Annotated in this window: 17 protein-coding genes; 14 read left to right on the plus strand and 3 right to left on the minus strand. The window is 71.4% G+C overall.

All coding sequences use genetic code 11. The features are described 5' to 3' along the window. Positions 1–23: 23 nt before the first annotated feature. Positions 24–596, minus strand: a complete 573-nt coding sequence (locus tag ACWD1Z_RS09095) for a helix-turn-helix domain-containing protein (protein WP_451116893.1) — start codon at positions 594–596, stop codon at positions 24–26. Positions 597–660: 64 nt separating this feature from the next. On the opposite strand from ACWD1Z_RS09095, the gene ACWD1Z_RS09100 reads away from it, so the two are divergent. The 8 genes from ACWD1Z_RS09100 (at position 661) to ACWD1Z_RS09135 (ending at position 8,293) form a co-directional block, all read left to right on the plus strand. Beyond that, the gene (locus ACWD1Z_RS09100) at positions 661–1,584 is read left to right on the plus strand and encodes an NAD(P)/FAD-dependent oxidoreductase (protein ID WP_451116895.1); all 924 of its coding nucleotides are present in this window, start codon (positions 661–663) and stop codon (positions 1,582–1,584) included. A 72-nt stretch (positions 1,585–1,656) separates the two neighbouring features. Continuing rightward, positions 1,657–3,195, plus strand: coding sequence for an ATP-dependent DNA ligase (locus ACWD1Z_RS09105; RefSeq protein WP_451116897.1), 1,539 nt, complete (start codon positions 1,657–1,659; stop codon positions 3,193–3,195). Further along, positions 3,192–3,653: an NUDIX domain-containing protein gene (locus ACWD1Z_RS09110; protein ID WP_451116899.1), complete on the plus strand. Its 462-nt coding sequence runs from the start codon at positions 3,192–3,194 to the stop codon at positions 3,651–3,653. Before ACWD1Z_RS09105 ends, ACWD1Z_RS09110 begins: the two co-directional genes overlap by 4 nt. Positions 3,654–3,722: 69 nt before the next feature. Beyond that, entirely contained in the window at positions 3,723–5,117 is a 1,395-nt protein-coding gene (locus tag ACWD1Z_RS09115; RefSeq protein WP_451116901.1) for an NADP-dependent succinic semialdehyde dehydrogenase, read from the plus strand. A 25-nt stretch (positions 5,118–5,142) separates the two neighbouring features. Then, positions 5,143–5,376, plus strand: a complete 234-nt coding sequence (locus ACWD1Z_RS09120) for a DUF6213 family protein (RefSeq protein WP_389417629.1) — start codon at positions 5,143–5,145, stop codon at positions 5,374–5,376. Positions 5,377–5,467: 91 nt separating this feature from the next. Continuing rightward, positions 5,468–6,553 (plus strand): type III polyketide synthase, encoded by a 1,086-nt coding sequence (locus ACWD1Z_RS09125; RefSeq protein WP_451117148.1) that lies wholly within the window; start codon positions 5,468–5,470, stop codon positions 6,551–6,553. Next, positions 6,550–7,764 (plus strand): cytochrome P450, encoded by a 1,215-nt coding sequence (locus tag ACWD1Z_RS09130; protein WP_451116902.1) that lies wholly within the window; start codon positions 6,550–6,552, stop codon positions 7,762–7,764. The genes ACWD1Z_RS09125 and ACWD1Z_RS09130 overlap by 4 nt, the downstream gene beginning before the upstream one ends. A 7-nt stretch (positions 7,765–7,771) precedes the next feature. Further along, complete coding sequence (locus ACWD1Z_RS09135; RefSeq protein WP_451116904.1) at positions 7,772–8,293, plus strand: cupin domain-containing protein; 522 nt, start codon at positions 7,772–7,774, stop codon at positions 8,291–8,293. A gap of 16 nt (positions 8,294–8,309) precedes the next feature. Here ACWD1Z_RS09135 and ACWD1Z_RS09140 read toward each other — a convergent pair whose 3' ends face one another. Next, positions 8,310–9,536 (minus strand): acyl-CoA dehydrogenase family protein, encoded by a 1,227-nt coding sequence (locus ACWD1Z_RS09140; RefSeq protein WP_451116906.1) that lies wholly within the window; start codon positions 9,534–9,536, stop codon positions 8,310–8,312. A gap of 172 nt (positions 9,537–9,708) precedes the next feature. Between ACWD1Z_RS09140 and ACWD1Z_RS09145 the strand changes: the two genes are divergently transcribed. Beyond that, positions 9,709–10,353, plus strand: a complete 645-nt coding sequence (locus ACWD1Z_RS09145; RefSeq protein WP_451116907.1) for a TetR family transcriptional regulator — start codon at positions 9,709–9,711, stop codon at positions 10,351–10,353. A 1-nt stretch (position 10,354) separates the two neighbouring features. Here ACWD1Z_RS09145 and def read toward each other — a convergent pair whose 3' ends face one another. Further along, complete coding sequence (def, locus tag ACWD1Z_RS09150; RefSeq protein WP_451116908.1) at positions 10,355–10,894, minus strand: peptide deformylase; 540 nt, start codon at positions 10,892–10,894, stop codon at positions 10,355–10,357. A gap of 83 nt (positions 10,895–10,977) precedes the next feature. Between def and ACWD1Z_RS09155 the strand changes: the two genes are divergently transcribed. The 5 genes from ACWD1Z_RS09155 (at position 10,978) to ACWD1Z_RS09175 (ending at position 15,556) form a co-directional block, all read left to right on the plus strand. Continuing rightward, positions 10,978–12,216 (plus strand): MurT ligase domain-containing protein, encoded by a 1,239-nt coding sequence (locus tag ACWD1Z_RS09155; RefSeq protein ID WP_389417623.1) that lies wholly within the window; start codon positions 10,978–10,980, stop codon positions 12,214–12,216. A gap of 24 nt (positions 12,217–12,240) precedes the next feature. Then, a complete protein-coding gene (locus ACWD1Z_RS09160; protein ID WP_451116910.1) occupies positions 12,241–12,969 on the plus strand; it encodes a type 1 glutamine amidotransferase in 729 nt (242 codons plus the stop codon). 213 nt (positions 12,970–13,182) lie between these two features. Further along, on the plus strand, positions 13,183–14,208 hold the full coding sequence (locus ACWD1Z_RS09165; protein WP_389417621.1) for a 6-phosphofructokinase: 1,026 nt from the start codon (positions 13,183–13,185) through the stop codon (positions 14,206–14,208). A 105-nt stretch (positions 14,209–14,313) separates the two neighbouring features. Continuing rightward, positions 14,314–15,264 (plus strand): cytochrome c oxidase assembly protein, encoded by a 951-nt coding sequence (locus tag ACWD1Z_RS09170; protein ID WP_451116912.1) that lies wholly within the window; start codon positions 14,314–14,316, stop codon positions 15,262–15,264. A 121-nt stretch (positions 15,265–15,385) separates the two neighbouring features. Beyond that, the gene (locus ACWD1Z_RS09175; protein ID WP_389417619.1) at positions 15,386–15,556 is read left to right on the plus strand and encodes a hypothetical protein; all 171 of its coding nucleotides are present in this window, start codon (positions 15,386–15,388) and stop codon (positions 15,554–15,556) included.

The raw sequence follows: 15,556 nt of genomic DNA on the forward strand, positions 1-15,556 counted from the left end.
CGATCAGGGAACAGTCACGCCGGTCACGCCTGCCGGGGCTTGGCGCGCACGTGCATCCGCTCCCCCTGCGGTCCGAACAGACTCAGGAACTCCGCGGGCCCCTCCCCCGTCGACCCGAACCAGTGCGGCACCCGGGTGTCGAACTCGGCCGCCTCTCCCGCCGTGAGCACCACATCGTGCTCGCCGAGCACGACCCGCAGCCGCCCGGACAGCACGTACAGCCACTCGTAGCCCTCATGGGTACGCGGTTCGGGCTCCTCGTCGCGCTGCGGCACCAGCACCTTGAAGGCCTGGAGCCCGCCGGGCTGCCGGGTGAGCGGCCAGAAGGTGCGCCCATGGCGGACCAGGGGCTCGGCCCGTACCCGCGGATCCCCCACCGGCGGCGCCCCGACCAGCTCGTCCAGCGGCACCTGGTGGGCCTGCGCGATCGGCAGCAGCAGCTCCAGGCTGGGCTTGCGCAGCCCGGACTCCAGCCGCGACAGGGTGCTGACGGAGATGCCGGTCTTCTCGGCCAGCGCCGCCAGGGTCACCTCGCGGTCCTTGCGGAGCCGCCGCAGCCGGGGGCCCACCTCCGCGAGAACGTCCTCGGTAGTCATGAGGACAATTGCAGAATCGGCAAAGAAGTTTGTCAATCCCGCGCCTCGGAGCGACCGTGGCGGCATGACCGAGACATACGAAGTGATCGTGATCGGCGGCGGAGCGGCCGGCCTCTCGGCCGCCCTGGTCCTGGGCCGCGCCCGGCGCCGCACCCTGGTCGTCGACGCGGGCGAGCCGCGCAACGCCCCGGCCGCCCATATGCAGGGCTATCTGTCCCGGGACGGCATGGCGCCGGGCGAGTTCCTGGCGATCGGGCGCGAGGAGATCGCCCGGTACGGGGTGGAGCTCGTCCGGGACCGGGCGGTGGATGTCGCCAAGGACGAGGACTTCACCGTGGTCCTGGCCGGCGGACGCCGCCTCCGGGCCCGGCGGCTGGTCATCGCCACCGGCCTCGAGGACGAGCTGCCGGAGGTGCCGGGGCTCGCCGGGCGGTTCGGGCGGGACGCGCTGCACTGCCCGTACTGCCACGGCTGGGAGGTGCGCGACCAGGCCTTCGGAGTGCTCGCGACGAGCCCGCTGAGCGTCCACCAGGCGCTGATGGTCTCCCAGTGGTCGAAGGACGTCACGCTCTTCCTGCACGAGGTCGACGAGAGCGAGCTGGCCGGTGACGACCTGCGCAGACTGGCCGCCGCCGGGGTCGAGACGGTGCCCGGTGCGGTCGCCGAGGTGCTGGTCGAGGACGACCGGCTCACCGGCGTGCGCCTCGCCGACGGCACGACGCACGCCCGCCAGGTGCTGTTCGTCGCGCCCCGCGCCGTCCCGCGGACCGACCTGCTGCGGCGGCTGGGCGCGGAGCTGACGGAGACCCCGTTCGGCGCCTACCCCGTGGTCGACCCGACGGGCCTGACCAGCGTGCCCGGGGTGTGGGCGGCCGGCAACGCGATGGGCTTCGCCGAGCAGGTCGTGAACGCCGCGGCCGGTGGCTACCGGGCGGGGGCCACCATCAACGGGGACCTGCTGATGGCCGACCTGGACGCCCGGCGCTGAGGCGTGTCGCGCCCCGGCGGGGCGGCGCCCGTCCGGGTGTGAAGCGGCCGGGGCCGGGGCACCATGGGCTGCATGCTGCTGACCCGGCTGGCCCAGGTGTCCCAGGAGGTCGCCGCGGCCTCGGCCCGGTCCCGGAAGGTCGCCCTGCTGGCGGAGCTGTTCCGGGACGCCGAGGCCGCGGACGTGCCGATCGTCATCCCGTACCTGGCGGGACGCCTGCCGCAGGGACGGCTCGGCGTCGGCTGGAAGGTGCTCGGCCGCCCCGTCGCCCCCGCCGCCGAACCGACCCTCACGGTGGCCGGGGCCGACGCCCTGCTCACCGAGCTGGGCAAGGTGTCGGGCGCCGGTTCGCAGGCCGAACGGGCCCGCCTGGTGGGCGAGTTGATGGGAGCGGCGACGGCGGACGAGCAACGGTTCCTGCTCGGTCTCCTCACCGGCGAGGTCCGCCAGGGCGCCCTGGACGCGGTCGCGGTGGAAGGGCTGGCGCAGGCGGTCCAGGCGCCCGCGGCGGACGTGCGGCGGGCGGTGATGCTGGCCGGCTCGCTGCAGACGGTGGCCGAGGCCCTGCTCGCCGACGGCCCCGCCGCGCTCGACCGCTTCCGGCTCACCGTGGGCCGCCCGGTCCTGCCGATGCTGGCGCACAGCGCCTCCTCGGTGTCCGAGGCGGTCGGGAAGCTCGGCACCTGCGCGGTGGAGGAGAAACTGGACGGCATCCGCGTCCAGCTCCACCGGGACGGCGATGCCGTACGGGTCTACACCCGCACCCTCGACGACATCACCGACCGGCTGCCCGAAGTGACCTGCGCGGCGCTGGAGTTGCGGGGCGAGCGGTTCATCCTGGACGGCGAGGTCATCGCCCTCGACGAGCGGGGGCGGCCCCGCTCCTTCCAGGAGACGGCGGGCCGGGTCGGCTCCCGGGTGGACGTGGCGACGGCGGCGCGCGCGGTCCCCGTCTCCCCCGTCTTCTTCGACGCGCTCTCCGTCGACGGCCACGACCTGCTCGACCTGCCCTTCGCCGACCGCCACGCGGAACTGGCCCGGCTGGTCCCCGAGCCGATGCGGGTCCGGCGCACCCTGGTCTCCGGACCCGAGGACGTCCGGCGGGCCGAGGACTTCCTCGCCGGGACCCTGGAGCGCGGCCACGAGGGCGTCGTCGTCAAGGCCCTGGACGCCGCCTACAGCGCGGGCCGGCGCGGCGCGTCCTGGCTGAAGGTCAAGCCGGTGCACACCCTCGACCTGGTCGTCCTGGCCGCCGAGTGGGGCCACGGCCGGCGCACCGGCAAGCTCTCCAACCTCCACCTCGGCGCCCGCACCGCCGACGGCTCCTTCGCCATGCTCGGCAAGACCTTCAAGGGCATGACCGACGCGATGCTCAGCTGGCAGACGGAGCGCCTGAAGGAGCTGGCGGTCGAGGAGAGCGGCTACGTGGTCACCGTACGCCCCGAACTCGTCGTCGAGATCGCCTACGACGGCCTGCAGCGGTCCACCCGCTACCCGGCCGGCGTCACCCTCCGGTTCGCCCGGGTGATCCGCTACCGGGAGGACAAGCGCCCCGAGGAGGCGGACACCGTGGAGACCCTGCTGGCGGCCCATCCCGAGGTGAGGCCGTGAAGTACAGCGCGGGCCTGCTGCTGTTCCGCCGGACCGCGGGGGGCGCGGAGGTGCTGCTCGGCCACATGGGCGGCCCGTTCTTCGCGCGCCGCGACGCGGGGGCGTGGGGCGTGCCCAAGGGCGAGTACGAACCGGAGTCGGAGACGGCCTGGGAGGCGGCCCGGCGGGAGTTCCAGGAGGAGCTCGGGCTGCCGCCGCCCGACGGTGACGCGGTGCCGCTCGGCGAGGCCCGCCAGTCGAACGGCAAGCTGGTCACGGTGTGGGCGATCGAGGCCGACCTCGATCCGGACACCGTCACCCCGGGCACCTTCCGGATGGAGTGGCCCCCGAAGTCGGGCCTGACCGAGGAGTTCCCCGAGCTGGACCGGGTGGCGTGGTTCCCGCTGGACCGCGCCCGGGAGGTGATCGTCAAGGCGCAGGGCGCGTTTCTGGACCGGCTGGCGGAGCACTCGGGCTGAGCCGCCGCGTTGCGGCCACCGGCGACGCGCGGGAAGGTCGAAGCACATCAGCTCCCCGGGAGGTCAGTCATGCCCATCGCAACGGTGAACCCGGCGAACGGCGAGACACTCAAGACGTACGAGGCCATGGGCGCGGAGGAGACCGAGCGCCGCCTCCAGCTCGCCGAGGCGACGTTCCGCACGTACCGGACGACGACGTTCGAGGAGCGGGCACGGCTGCTGAACCGGGCCGCGGATCTCCTGGACGAGGACCAGCGGGACATCGCCCGGGTGATGACCACCGAGATGGGCAAGCCGGTCAAGCAGGCCCGCGCGGAGGCCGCCAAGTGCGCCAAGGCGATGCGCTGGTACGCCGCACGGGCCGAGGCGCTCCTCGCCGACGAGGTACCCGACGACACCGACGTGCGGGACTCCGGCGCCTCCCGGGTCCGGGTCCGCTACCGCCCGCTCGGCCCGGTGCTCGCGGTGATGCCGTGGAACTTCCCGCTGTGGCAGGTGATGCGCTTCGCCGCGCCCGCGCTGATGGCGGGCAACGTCGGCCTGCTCAAGCACGCCTCCAACGTGCCGCAGACCGCGCTGTACCTGGAGGACCTGTTCCACCGGGCGGGCTTTTCGGAGGGCACCTTCCAGACGCTGCTGATCAGCTCCGGCGCGGTCGAGGAGATCCTGCGCGACGAGCGCGTCAAGGCGGCCACCCTCACCGGCAGCGAGCCCGCGGGCCGGGCGGTCGCCGCGGTGTGCGGGGACATGGTGAAGAAGACGGTGCTGGAGCTGGGCGGCAGCGACCCGTACGTGGTCATGCCCTCGGCCGACCTGGACCGGGCCGCCGAGGTCGCGGTCACCGCGCGGGTGCAGAACAACGGGCAGTCGTGCATCGCCGCCAAGCGGTTCATCGTGCACACCGATGTCTACGACGCCTTCGCGGAGCGGTTCACGGCCGGCATGCGGGCGCTGAAGGTCGGCGACCCGATGGAGGAGGACACCGAGGTCGGGCCGGTCGCGACCGAGCAGGGGCGGGCCGATCTGGAGGACCTGGTCGACGACGCGCGGCGGAACGGGGCTCAGGTGCTGTGCGGCGGTCATCGGCTGCGCCGGCCCGAGCTGCCCGGCTGGTACTACCCGCCGACCGTCCTGGCCGGCATCACCCGCGAGATGCGCATCCACCGCGAGGAGGCGTTCGGTCCCGTCGCCACGCTGTACCGCTCGGGCGACATCGACGAGGCCGTGCTCATCGCCAACGACACCCCCTTCGGGCTGAGTTCGAACGTGTGGACGCGCGACGAGACCGAGGCCGACCGGTTCGAACGGGACCTGGAGGCCGGCAGCGTGTACGTGAACGGGATGACGGCCTCCCACCCGGCGTTCCCGTTCGGCGGGGCCAAGCGGTCCGGGTACGGGCGTGAGCTGTCCGGGCACGGAATCCGCGAGTTCTGCAACATCACGACGGTTTGGCACGGGGCGTGACGCCTGCGCGGCTACCATCCCGTTTGTGAACCGCGAAGTGACTCTGCCTCTGATCGTCGACGACCGCGGGACCTTGCAGGTGGCTGCCGCCGATGTGAGCAAGTTGTTGCGAACCGTGGGTGGGCGGTGGCTGCATCTCGTCGAGGCCGGGGAGGATCTCGACGAGGACACCGTGGCCGCGCTGACCATCGAGCTGGCCAAGCTCGCGGATCGTATCGACGTGGCGTGCATCGCCCACAGCAGCGGCGGCGCGCCGTAGCCCCGGCCGGGGCGCTCACCGTGATCGCGCGTTTGGAGTAGCCCGACGCGAAGTCGCCGCGTCCTCGGGTGAAGGTGGACTGGACCACCCTCTGAGGCGAAAGCAGGCACGGTTCATGGCGACTTTGTGCAGACCCTCGGTGTCCGTTCCAGAGCACGTGATCACGATGGAGGAGACGCTGGAGCTGGCGCGCTCCCGCCACGCAGACCACCCTCAACTGCCGCTGGCACTCCGGCTGATCGAGAACACGGGCGTGAAGACCCGGCACATCGTGCAGCCCATCGAGGAGACGCTGAAGCATCCCGGCTTCGAGGAGCGCAACAAGATCTACGTGTCGGAGGCGAAGGCCCGGGTCCCCTCCGTCGTACAGCGCGCACTCGACGACGCGGAGCTGCTCACCACCGACATCGACGTGATCATCTACGTCTCGTGCACGGGCTTCATGATGCCCTCGCTCACGGCCTGGCTGATCAACGAGATGGACTTCGACGCCACCACCCGGCAGATACCCATAGCCCAGCTGGGCTGCGCGGCCGGCGGCGCGGCGATCAACCGGGCGCACGACTTCTGCACGGCCTACCCCAAGGCCAACGCGCTCATCGTGGCCTGCGAGTTCTGCTCGCTGTGCTACCAGCCCACCGACATCGGCGTCGGCTCCCTGCTCTCCAACGGCCTGTTCGGCGACGGCATCGCCGCGGCCGTGGTGCGCGGGCGGGGCGGCGAGGGCATCGAGCTGGAGCGCAACGGCTCGTACCTGATCCCCAAGACCGAAGAGTGGATCATGTACGACGTCCGCGCCACCGGCTTCCACTTCCTGCTGGACAAGCGGGTGCCGGCCACCATGGAGCCGCTCGCCCCGGCGCTCCAGGACCTCGCGGGGCTGCACGGCTGGGACGCCGCCGACCTGGACTTCTACATCGTCCACGCGGGCGGGCCCCGCATCCTCGACGACCTCAGCAAGTTCCTGCAGGTCGACCCGCACGCCTTCCGGTTCAGCCGGGCCACGCTCACCGAGTACGGCAACATCGCCAGCGCCGTCGTCCTGGACGCGCTGCGCCGGCTGTTCGACGAGGGCGGGGCCCAGGACCGGGCGCGCGGGCTGCTCGCCGGGTTCGGTCCCGGCATCACCGCCGAGATGGCACTCGGCCGCTGGCGCACGGACGAAGAGGCGGTATGACCGAAGAGACGCTCACCGAGATCCTCCCCCCGATCCGGCACTGGCCGGCGCTCGATCTGACCGGGGTCGACTTCGACCCGGTGCTGACCGAGCTGATGCGGGAGGGCCCCATCACCCGGATCCAGCTGCCCAACGGCGACGGCTGGGCCTGGCTGGTCACCCGGTACGAGGACGTACGCATGGTGACCAACGACCCCCGGTTCAGCCGCGAGGCGGTCATGGACCGGCCGGTCACCCGGCTCGCCCCGCACTTCATCCCGGCCCGTGGCGCGGTCGGTTTCCTCGACCCGCCCGACCACACCCGGCTGCGCCGCTCGGTGGCCGCCGCGTTCACGGCCAAGGGCGTGGAGCGCATCCGCGACATGTCCCGCCGGATGCTGGACGACCTGGTCGACGAACTGCTCCGGGCCGGGCCGCCGGCCGACCTCACCGCGACGGTCCTCTCCCCGTTCCCCATCGCGGTGATCTGCGAGCTGATGGGCGTGCCGGCCGCGGACCGCCACGTCATGCACACCTGGACCCAGCTGATCCTGTCCTCCGCGCATGGCGCGGACGTCAGCGAGAAGGCGAAGCACGAGATGGGCGCCTACTTCGCCGATCTCATCGGGCTCCGGGAGGGCAGTACCGCCGAGGACGTCACCTCCCTGCTCGGCGCCGCCGTGGGCCGGGACGAGGTGACTCTGGAGGAGGCCGTGGGGCTCGCGGTGCTCCTCCAGATCGGCGGCGAGGCGGTCACCAACAACAGCGGGCAGATGTTCTACATCCTGCTGACCCGCCCCGACCTCGCCGAACGTCTGCGCGCGGAGCCGGAGATCCGGCCGCAGGCCATCGACGAGCTGTTGCGCTACATCCCGCACCGCAACGCGGTGGGCCTGTCGCGGATCGCGACGGAGGACGTGGGCATCAGGGGCGTACGGATCCGGGCCGGGGACGCGATCTACGTGTCGTACCTGGCCGCCAACCGTGATCCGGACGTCTTCCCGTTCCCCGAGACGATCGACTTCTCGCGCTCGCCGAACCCGCACGTGTCCTTCGGTTTCGGTCCGCACTACTGCCCCGGCGGCATGCTGGCGCGGATGGAGTCGCAGCTCCTGGTGGACGCGCTGCTGGACCGGCTGCCGGGGCTGAAGCTGGCCGTGCCGCCGGAGCAGGTGCCGTTCCGCAAGGGCGCGCTGATCCGCGGGCCCGAGGCGCTGCCGGTGACGTGGTGAGCGGTCGATGACAGCGACGGAAGGGCTGCTGGTGCCGCCGGGCCAGGGCCGGGTCGTGCAGACCCCGGCCCAGCACGTGACCTTCAAGGTCACCGGCTCGCACTCGCGCATGGCGTCCACGTTCGAGGTGATCGTGCCACCCGGCTTCGACGTGGGCGCCCATGTGCACACCCGCAGCGAGGAGTTGTTCTACGTGCTCGAAGGTGAGCTGGACGTGCTCGCCTTCGAGCCGAGGATCCGGACCCCCGACAACTGGCAGCGCTGGGAGTCCGGTTCGGGCAACCGGGTGGTACGCGCGACACCGGGCACGGTGATCGTCGTACCGCCCGGCTGTCCGCACGCCTTCGCCAACCCGACGGACGAGCCCGCGAAGATGTTCTTCCAGGCGAGCCCGCCGCCGGACCACGAGCGGTACTTCGAGGAACTGCTGGAGATCCTGGGCAACGGCGGCCCGCCGGACCACGCGGCGATCGAGGAGCTGCGCAAGCGCTACGACATCGAGCAGCTCACGCCGTTGAAGCACCGGTGAGCGTTGCCACCCGGAGCTACCGAATGGTCATCCCCGAGAGCGTCCGGGCGATCACCAGCCGCTGGATCTCGCTCGTGCCCTCGAAGATCGTGTAGATCGCCGCGTCCCGGTGCATCCGCTCCACCGGGTACTCCCGGGTGTAGCCGTTGCCGCCGAGGATCTGGATCGCCTGGCCGGTGACCTTCTTGGCCGTCTCGCTGGCGAACAGCTTCGACATCGAGCCCTCGGCCGCGGTGAACGGCTTGCCGTTGACCGCCATCCAGGACGCCCGCCAGACCAGCAGCCGCGCCGCGTCGATCGACGTCCGCATGTCGGCGAGCTGGAAGGCGACGCCCTGGTTGTCGATGATCGGGCGGCCGAACTGCTCGCGGGTGGTGGCGTAGTCCAGCGCCACCTCGTACGCGGCACGGGCGGTGCCCACCGCCATGGCGCCGACCGCCGGACGCGAGGCCTCGAAGGTGGCCATCGCCGCGTTCTTCACCCTCTCGCCACCGCTGCGGGCCCGCTCCCGGGCCCGGGCCAGGCGCTCGTCGAGCTTCTCCTTGCCGCCGAGCAGGCAGGAGCCGGGGACGCGGACGTTCTCCAGGACGACCTCGGCGGTGTGCGAGGCGCGGATGCCGTGCTTCTTGAACTTCTGGCCCTGGGACAGGCCCGGCGTGTTCGGCGGGACGATGAAGGAGGCGTGGCCCTTGGAGCCGAGGTCGGGGTCGACGACCGCGACGACGACATGGACGTTGGCGATGCCGCCGTTGGTCGCCCAGGTCTTCGTGCCGTTGAGCACCCACTCGTCCTTGGCCTCGTCGTAGACGGCCCGCGTGCGCATGGAGGCGACGTCGGAGCCGGCGTCGGGCTCGGAGGAGCAGAACGCGGCGACCTTGACATCGTTGGCGTCGCCGTACATCTGGGGGATCCAGGTGCCGATCTGCTCCTCGGTGCCGTTGGCGAGGACGCCCACGGCGGCCAGGCCGGTGCCGACGATGGACAGCGCGATGCCGGCGTCGCCCCAGAACAGCTCCTCCATCGCCATCGGGATGCCGAGGCCGGTGGCGTCGAAGTACTGCTGGGCGTAGAAGTCGAGGGAGTAGATTCCGACCTTGGCGGCCTCCTGGATGACCGGCCAGGGAGTCTCCTCACGCTCGTCCCATTCGGCGGCCGCGGGGCGGATGACATCGGCGGCGAAGCCGTGCAGCCAGTCCCGCACCTCCTTCTGTTCGTCGTTGAGCTCCATGGTGAACTCGGCCATGTCCCCTCCAGCGGCAGCGCACGTGCATGTTACTTGCGGTAACCGCAGTCTGTTACCGGCGGGTAGGAAAAGTCAACTCCTGATGACCGGTCGGCAGCCCGTTCGATGTCAGGAACGTGTTGAGTGTTAGTTTGCGCAGGCGTCACCGAAAAAGCACGGGTGGGGAGAGCACATGGACACCACACAGCGGACCGAGCAGCAGCGGTCCGCGGACCGCCGTCGGCGCGAGCTGCTGGAGGCCGCCGACCGGGTGGTGCTGCGCGACGGTCCACAGGCCTCGATGAACGCCATCGCCGCCGAGGCGGGCATCACGAAGCCGATCCTCTACCGTCACTTCGGCGACAAGGGCGGACTCTACGCGGCCTTGGCCAAGCGGCACACCGACGCGCTGCTGGACTCGCTGCGGGCCGCGCTGGACGCTCCCGCGGAGCGACGGCAGCGGGTGGAGGCCACCCTGGACACCTACTTGGCCGCCATCGAGGCACGGCCCCAGGTGTACCGCTTCCTGATGCACCCCGCCGAGGGCGGGCAGACCGGGGACCAGGGGTTCGACGTCGGCAAGCACTCGGCTCCGCTGCTGCGGCGGATGGGTGAGGAGCTGGCGCAGGTCATCGAGGAGCGGCTGGACCTCGGGCCGGGCAGCCAGCAGCTGGCCCGCGTGTGGGGCCATGGGATCGTCGGGATGATGCATGCCGCGGGCGACTGGTGGCTGGGCGAACGGCCCTGTTCCCGGGCCGAGTTGGTGCGGAGTCTGGCGGATCTGCTGTGGGGCCGCCTCGCGGCCGCCGGCGACAGGGTGGGTGGCCCGGGTTTCTGAGTCAGCCGCTCCAGGAGGCCCGCGCCACCTGCCGCATCAGCCGCCGGTGCCGCCACCCCGTGACCCGGTCCGCGTACACCTTCCCCGCCACGTGGTCGCACTCGTGCTGCAGACACCTCGCGAAGAAGCCCGTCCCATGCACCGTCAACGGCTCGCCCGTCACCGTGAACCCCTCCACCACCGCGTGGTCGTACCGTTCCGTCCCCGCTTCCAGACCGGGCAGGGACAGGCACCCCTCCGGCCCCCGCACCACCACACCGTCGGCCTCGACCAGACGCGGGTTCACCACATGGCCCAGATGCCGTACGTCCTCGTCGTCGGGGCAGTCGTAGACGAACACCCGCAGCGGCACGCCGACTTGGTTCGCCGCGAGGCCGACGCCCTGCGCCGCGTACATCGTGGCGAACATGTCCTCGACGAGCCTCGCCAGTTCGGGGCCGAAGTCCGTGACCTCCTCGGCGGGGGTGTGCAGGAGCGGGTCGCCGAGCAGGGTGAGGGGCCGGACACGCCCGTGGGCGCCCGGAATCGAGCCGTGTCGCATGGGCGCAAGATTACGGCCGATTCGGGAGCGCGAAGGGATCTCGATAGGCTGACCACCTACGACGTTGGGAGGATCGAGGACTGATGGCAGGCAACTCGGACCCGCTCACTCCGCGGGCCAAGATCGCCGTGACCGCGGGCAAGGCGGTCGCGGCGGCATCGCGCGCAGCGGGGCGCGGCAGCGGTTCGGTGATCGGTGGCCGGGTGGCGCTCAAGCTCGACCCCGACCTCCTCGCACGGCTCGCGCAGAACCTGGACGTGGTCCTGGTCTCGGCGACCAATGGCAAGACCACCACCACCCGGCTGATCGCGGAGGCGCTGGGCGCCGCGGGCCCGGTGGTCTCCAACGCGCTCGGCGCCAACATGCCCGCCGGTATCACCTCCGCGCTGGCCGGTGGCTCGGAGGCCCGCTACGGCGTCATCGAGGTCGACGAGAAGTACCTCGCGGGCGTCGCCCGGGACACCGACCCCAAGTGCATCGCCCTGCTGAACCTCTCCCGCGACCAGCTCGACCGCGCCGCCGAGACCCGGATGCTCGCCGAGGCATGGCGCGAGGGGCTCGCGGGGTCGAAGGCCGTGATCGTCGCCAACGCCGACGACCCGCTGGTGGTGTGGGCCGCGTCCTCCTCCCCCAATGTGATCTGGGTCGCCGCCGGGCAGATGTGGAAGGACGACGCCTGGTCCTGCCCGTCCTGCGGCGGTGTGATGCAGCGGCCGGGCGACGACTGGTTCTGCGGTGAGTGCGGCTTCCGCCGGCCGACGCCGAGCTGGGCGCTCTCCGGGGACCACGTCCTCGACCCGCACGGCTCCGCCTGGCCCATCCACCTCCAGCTGCCGGGCCGCGCCAACAAGGCCAACGCCGCCTCCTCGGCCGCCGTCGCCGCCGTGTTCGGGGTGCCGCCGCAGGTGGCCCTGGAGCGCATGTACCAGGTGCAGGCGGTCGCCGGACGCTACGACGTCGTCCAGTTCCAGGGCCGCGACCTGCGCCTGCTGCTCGCGAAGAACCCGGCCGGCTGGCTGGAGACGTTCTCCCTGATCGACCCGCCGCCCACCCCGGTGATCCTGTCGGTGAACGCGCGCGGCGCCGACGGCACCGACACCTCCTGGCTGTGGGACGTCGACTACACGCGTCTGACCGGGCACCCGATCTGCGTCATCGGGGACCGCAAGCTCGACCTCGCGGTGCGGCTGGAAGTGGCCAACCAGCACTTCCAGGTCTGCGAGAACCTCGACCAGGCCGTGCAGCAGTGCCCGCCGGGACGGATCGAGGTCATCGCCAACTACACCGCGTTCCAGGACCTGCGCCGCCGCGTCGGCAACTGACGTATCCGTAAGGACAGTGACCTCATGAGCGACAACCAACTGCGGGTCGTCTGGATCTATCCGGACCTGCTGAGCACCTACGGCGACCAGGGCAACGTCCTCGTCGTGGAGCGCCGGGCCCGGCAGCGCGGCCTGGACGTGGCCCGCCTCGACGTGCGCAGCGACCAGCCGATCCCGACCTCCGGGGACATCTATCTGATCGGCGGCGGCGAGGACCGGCCGCAGCGGCTCGCGGCCGAGCGGCTGCGCCGGGACGGCGGTCTGCACCGGGCCGTGGGCAACGGCGCGATCGTCTTCTCGGTCTGCGCCGGCTACCAGATCCTCGGCCACGAGTTCATCAACGACCTCGGCCAGCGCGAGCCCGGTCTCGGCCTGCTGGACGTGGTGTCGGTGCGCGGCGAGGGCGAGCGGTGCGTCGGTGACGTGCTCGCCGACATCGACCCGCGGCTCGGTCTGCCCCCGCTGACCGGCTTCGAGAACCACCAGGGCGTCACCCACCTCGGCCCCACCGCCCGCCCCCTCGCCCAGGTCCGCCTCGGCAAGGGCAACGGCACGGGCGACGGCACGGAGGGCGCGTACAACGACACGGTCTTCGGTACGTACATGCACGGCCCCGTGCTGGCCCGGAACCCGCTGATCGCCGATCTGCTGCTGAAGCTGGCGCTGGACGTCAACGCCCTGCCGCCGACCGACGACCGCTGGTACGAGGCGCTGCGCACCGAGCGCATCGCGGCCGCGCAGCAGCCGGCCTGAGCCCGTGCTCCAGAGGTACTGAAGCGGCCCTCCAGCGCGCCCTGCCACCGTGCTCACCGGGCCCGCCTGACGGCACGTCCGCTCACATGTGCGGGCACGTCCAGCAGGCGGACGCCCGGTACGGTGCCACCCCCTCACGCCGGTAGGGTGGCCGGGATCCAGCCGGACAGCGTGGTCCGGTCCCCGGCCCACGTTGAGAAGGTATTTCGGGCTATGCGCATTGGTGTCCTCACGTCCGGCGGCGACTGCCCCGGCCTGAACGCCGTCATCCGGTCCGTCGTGCACCGTGCCGTCGTCGACCACGGCGACGAGGTCATCGGTTTCCGGGACGGCTGGAAAGGCCTCCTGGAGTGCGACTACCTCAAGCTCGACCTGGACGCGGTGGGCGGCATCCTCGCCCGCGGCGGCACCATCCTCGGGTCCTCCCGGGTCCAGCCCTCGCATCTGCGGGACGGCGTGGCGCGGGCCAAGGGCCATGTCGAGGAGCTCGGGCTCGACGCGATCATCCCGATCGGCGGTGAGGGCACGCTGAAGGCGGCCCGGCTGCTGTCGGACGGCGGGCTGCCCATCGTGGGCGTGCCCAAGACCATCGACAACGACATCGCCGTCACCGACGTCACCTTCGGCTTCGACACCGCGGTCGGTGTCGCCACCGAGGCGCTGGACCGGCTGAAGACGACCGCCGAGTCGCACCAGCGGGTGCTGGTCGTGGAGGTCATGGGCCGCCACACCGGCTGGATCGCCCTGCACTCCGGCATGGCGGCCGGCGCGCACGCCGTCGTCGTCCCGGAACGCCCCTTCGACATCGAGGAGCTGACCCGCAAGGTCGGCGCGCGGTTCGAGGCGGGCAAGCGGTTCGCGATCGTCGTCGCCGCCGAGGGCGCCAAGCCGGCGCCGGGCTCCATGGAGTTCGACGAGGGCGGCAAGGACATCTACGGCCACGAGCGCTTCGCGGGCATCGCGCGGCAGCTCTCCATCGAGCTGGAGCACCGGCTCGGCAAGGAGGCCCGGCCGGTGATCCTCGGGCATGTGCAGCGCGGCGGCACGCCCACCGCGTACGACCGGGTCCTGGCGACCCGGTTCGGGTGGCACGCGGTGGAGGCCGTGCACCGCGGCGAGTTCGGGATGATGACCGCGCTGCGCGGCACCGAGATCGTGATGGTGTCGCTGGCCGAGGCCGTCGAGACGCTGAAGACGGTGCCGGAGAACCGGTACACCGAGGCGGAGTGCGTCCTGTAGTCAAGCCGTGAACAGAACGGCCCCCGGTCACGAGCGTGACCGGGGGCCGTTCTACTGTGGGGGCCGGACAGACTTGCACAACCCCCACGAAACAGGAGCCGGCGGATGGATCACAGCGGGCACGGCACGATGGTGGATCTGCCGCCGTTCACGCTGGGGCGAGGGCTCCAGTGGTCGCCGGACGCCTTCTTCCTCGTCGCGTGTCTGGCCGGGCTCGCCCTGTACGGGTGGGGGGTCGTGCGGCTGCGGCGGCGCGGGGACGCCTGGCCGGTGACCCGTACGGTGTCGTACGTCGCCGGGGTGCTGACCATCGCGCTGGTGATGTGCACCAAGCTCAACGACTACGGCATGGTCATGTTCAGCGTGCACATGGTCCAGCACATGGTGATCAGCATGCTGTCGCCGATCCTGATCCTGCTCGGCGCCCCGGTCACCCTGGCGCTGCGCGCGCTGCCGGTCGCGGGCCGGGGCCGCAAGGGACCGCGCGAGCTGCTGCTGGCGCTGCTGCACAGCCGTTACATGCGGATCGTCACACACCCCGCCTTCACCATTCCGCTGTTCATCGCGAGCCTGTACGCGCTGTACTTCACCCCGCTCTTCGACTTCCTGATGGGCTCCAAGGTCGGGCACATCGGGATGATGGTGCACTTCCTCGCCGTGGGTGTGGTGTTCTTCTGGCCGATCATCGGCGTGGACCCGGGGCCGCACCGGCCCGGCTATCTGATGCGGATGCTGGAGCTGTTCGCGGGCATGCCGTTCCACGCGTTCTTCGGGATCGCGCTGATGATGGCGTCGTCCCCGATGGTCGGCACGTTCGAGAACCCGCCCGCCTCGCTCGGCATCGACGCGCTCTCCGACCAGAACGCCGCCGGCGGTATCGCCTGGGCGTTCAGCGAGATCCCGTCCGTGCTGGTGCTGATCGCACTGCTGTTCCAGTGGTACCGCTCCGAGCAGCGGCAGGCCCGGCGCACGGACCGCGCGGCCGACCGGGACGGGGACAAGGAGCTGGAGGCGTACAACGCCTACCTCGCCTCCCTCAACGCCCGAGGAAACTGAGACGTACGTTCGAATCCAGGGCGTGCGGCCCCGGAAATCGGGCACATGTTTCCTCCGGGGCACCGTCCGGCGGCAGAACGGGGCACCATGGTGGGGGACGAACCATGAGGAGGGTGTTGCGATGCCCGGTTCTACGGACGGCTCTACGCGGACGATGGGGGTGCTCACCGTCGGCGGACTCGTCGTGGTGACGGCCTACACGGTGGCGCTCGGCAGCAACGGCTGGCTGTGGTTCGGCTGGATCGTGCTCGGGCTGATCACCCTCGGCATGGTGGTCACCCGCCCCTCGTGA

Source organism: Streptomyces sp. NPDC002784 (assembly GCF_053592135.1).

What these genes read in the sequence shown, in the direction of transcription:
- ACWD1Z_RS09095 (WP_451116893.1), bottom strand. Translation starts at nt 596, where the DNA reads ATGACTACCGAGGACGTTCTCGCGGAGGTGGGCCCCCGGCTGCGGCGG.
- ACWD1Z_RS09100 (WP_451116895.1), top strand. Translation starts at nt 661, where the DNA reads ATGACCGAGACATACGAAGTGATCGTGATCGGCGGCGGAGCGGCCGGC.
- ACWD1Z_RS09105 (WP_451116897.1), top strand. Translation starts at nt 1,657, where the DNA reads ATGCTGCTGACCCGGCTGGCCCAGGTGTCCCAGGAGGTCGCCGCGGCC.
- ACWD1Z_RS09115 (WP_451116901.1), top strand. Translation starts at nt 3,723, where the DNA reads ATGCCCATCGCAACGGTGAACCCGGCGAACGGCGAGACACTCAAGACG.
- ACWD1Z_RS09130 (WP_451116902.1), top strand. Translation starts at nt 6,550, where the DNA reads ATGACCGAAGAGACGCTCACCGAGATCCTCCCCCCGATCCGGCACTGG.
- ACWD1Z_RS09135 (WP_451116904.1), top strand. Translation starts at nt 7,772, where the DNA reads ATGACAGCGACGGAAGGGCTGCTGGTGCCGCCGGGCCAGGGCCGGGTC.
- ACWD1Z_RS09140 (WP_451116906.1), bottom strand. Translation starts at nt 9,536, where the DNA reads ATGGCCGAGTTCACCATGGAGCTCAACGACGAACAGAAGGAGGTGCGG.
- ACWD1Z_RS09145 (WP_451116907.1), top strand. Translation starts at nt 9,709, where the DNA reads ATGGACACCACACAGCGGACCGAGCAGCAGCGGTCCGCGGACCGCCGT.
- def (WP_451116908.1), bottom strand. Translation starts at nt 10,894, where the DNA reads ATGCGACACGGCTCGATTCCGGGCGCCCACGGGCGTGTCCGGCCCCTC.
- ACWD1Z_RS09155 (WP_389417623.1), top strand. Translation starts at nt 10,978, where the DNA reads ATGGCAGGCAACTCGGACCCGCTCACTCCGCGGGCCAAGATCGCCGTG.
- ACWD1Z_RS09160 (WP_451116910.1), top strand. Translation starts at nt 12,241, where the DNA reads ATGAGCGACAACCAACTGCGGGTCGTCTGGATCTATCCGGACCTGCTG.
- ACWD1Z_RS09165 (WP_389417621.1), top strand. Translation starts at nt 13,183, where the DNA reads ATGCGCATTGGTGTCCTCACGTCCGGCGGCGACTGCCCCGGCCTGAAC.
- ACWD1Z_RS09170 (WP_451116912.1), top strand. Translation starts at nt 14,314, where the DNA reads ATGGATCACAGCGGGCACGGCACGATGGTGGATCTGCCGCCGTTCACG.
- ACWD1Z_RS09175 (WP_389417619.1), top strand. Translation starts at nt 15,386, where the DNA reads ATGCCCGGTTCTACGGACGGCTCTACGCGGACGATGGGGGTGCTCACC.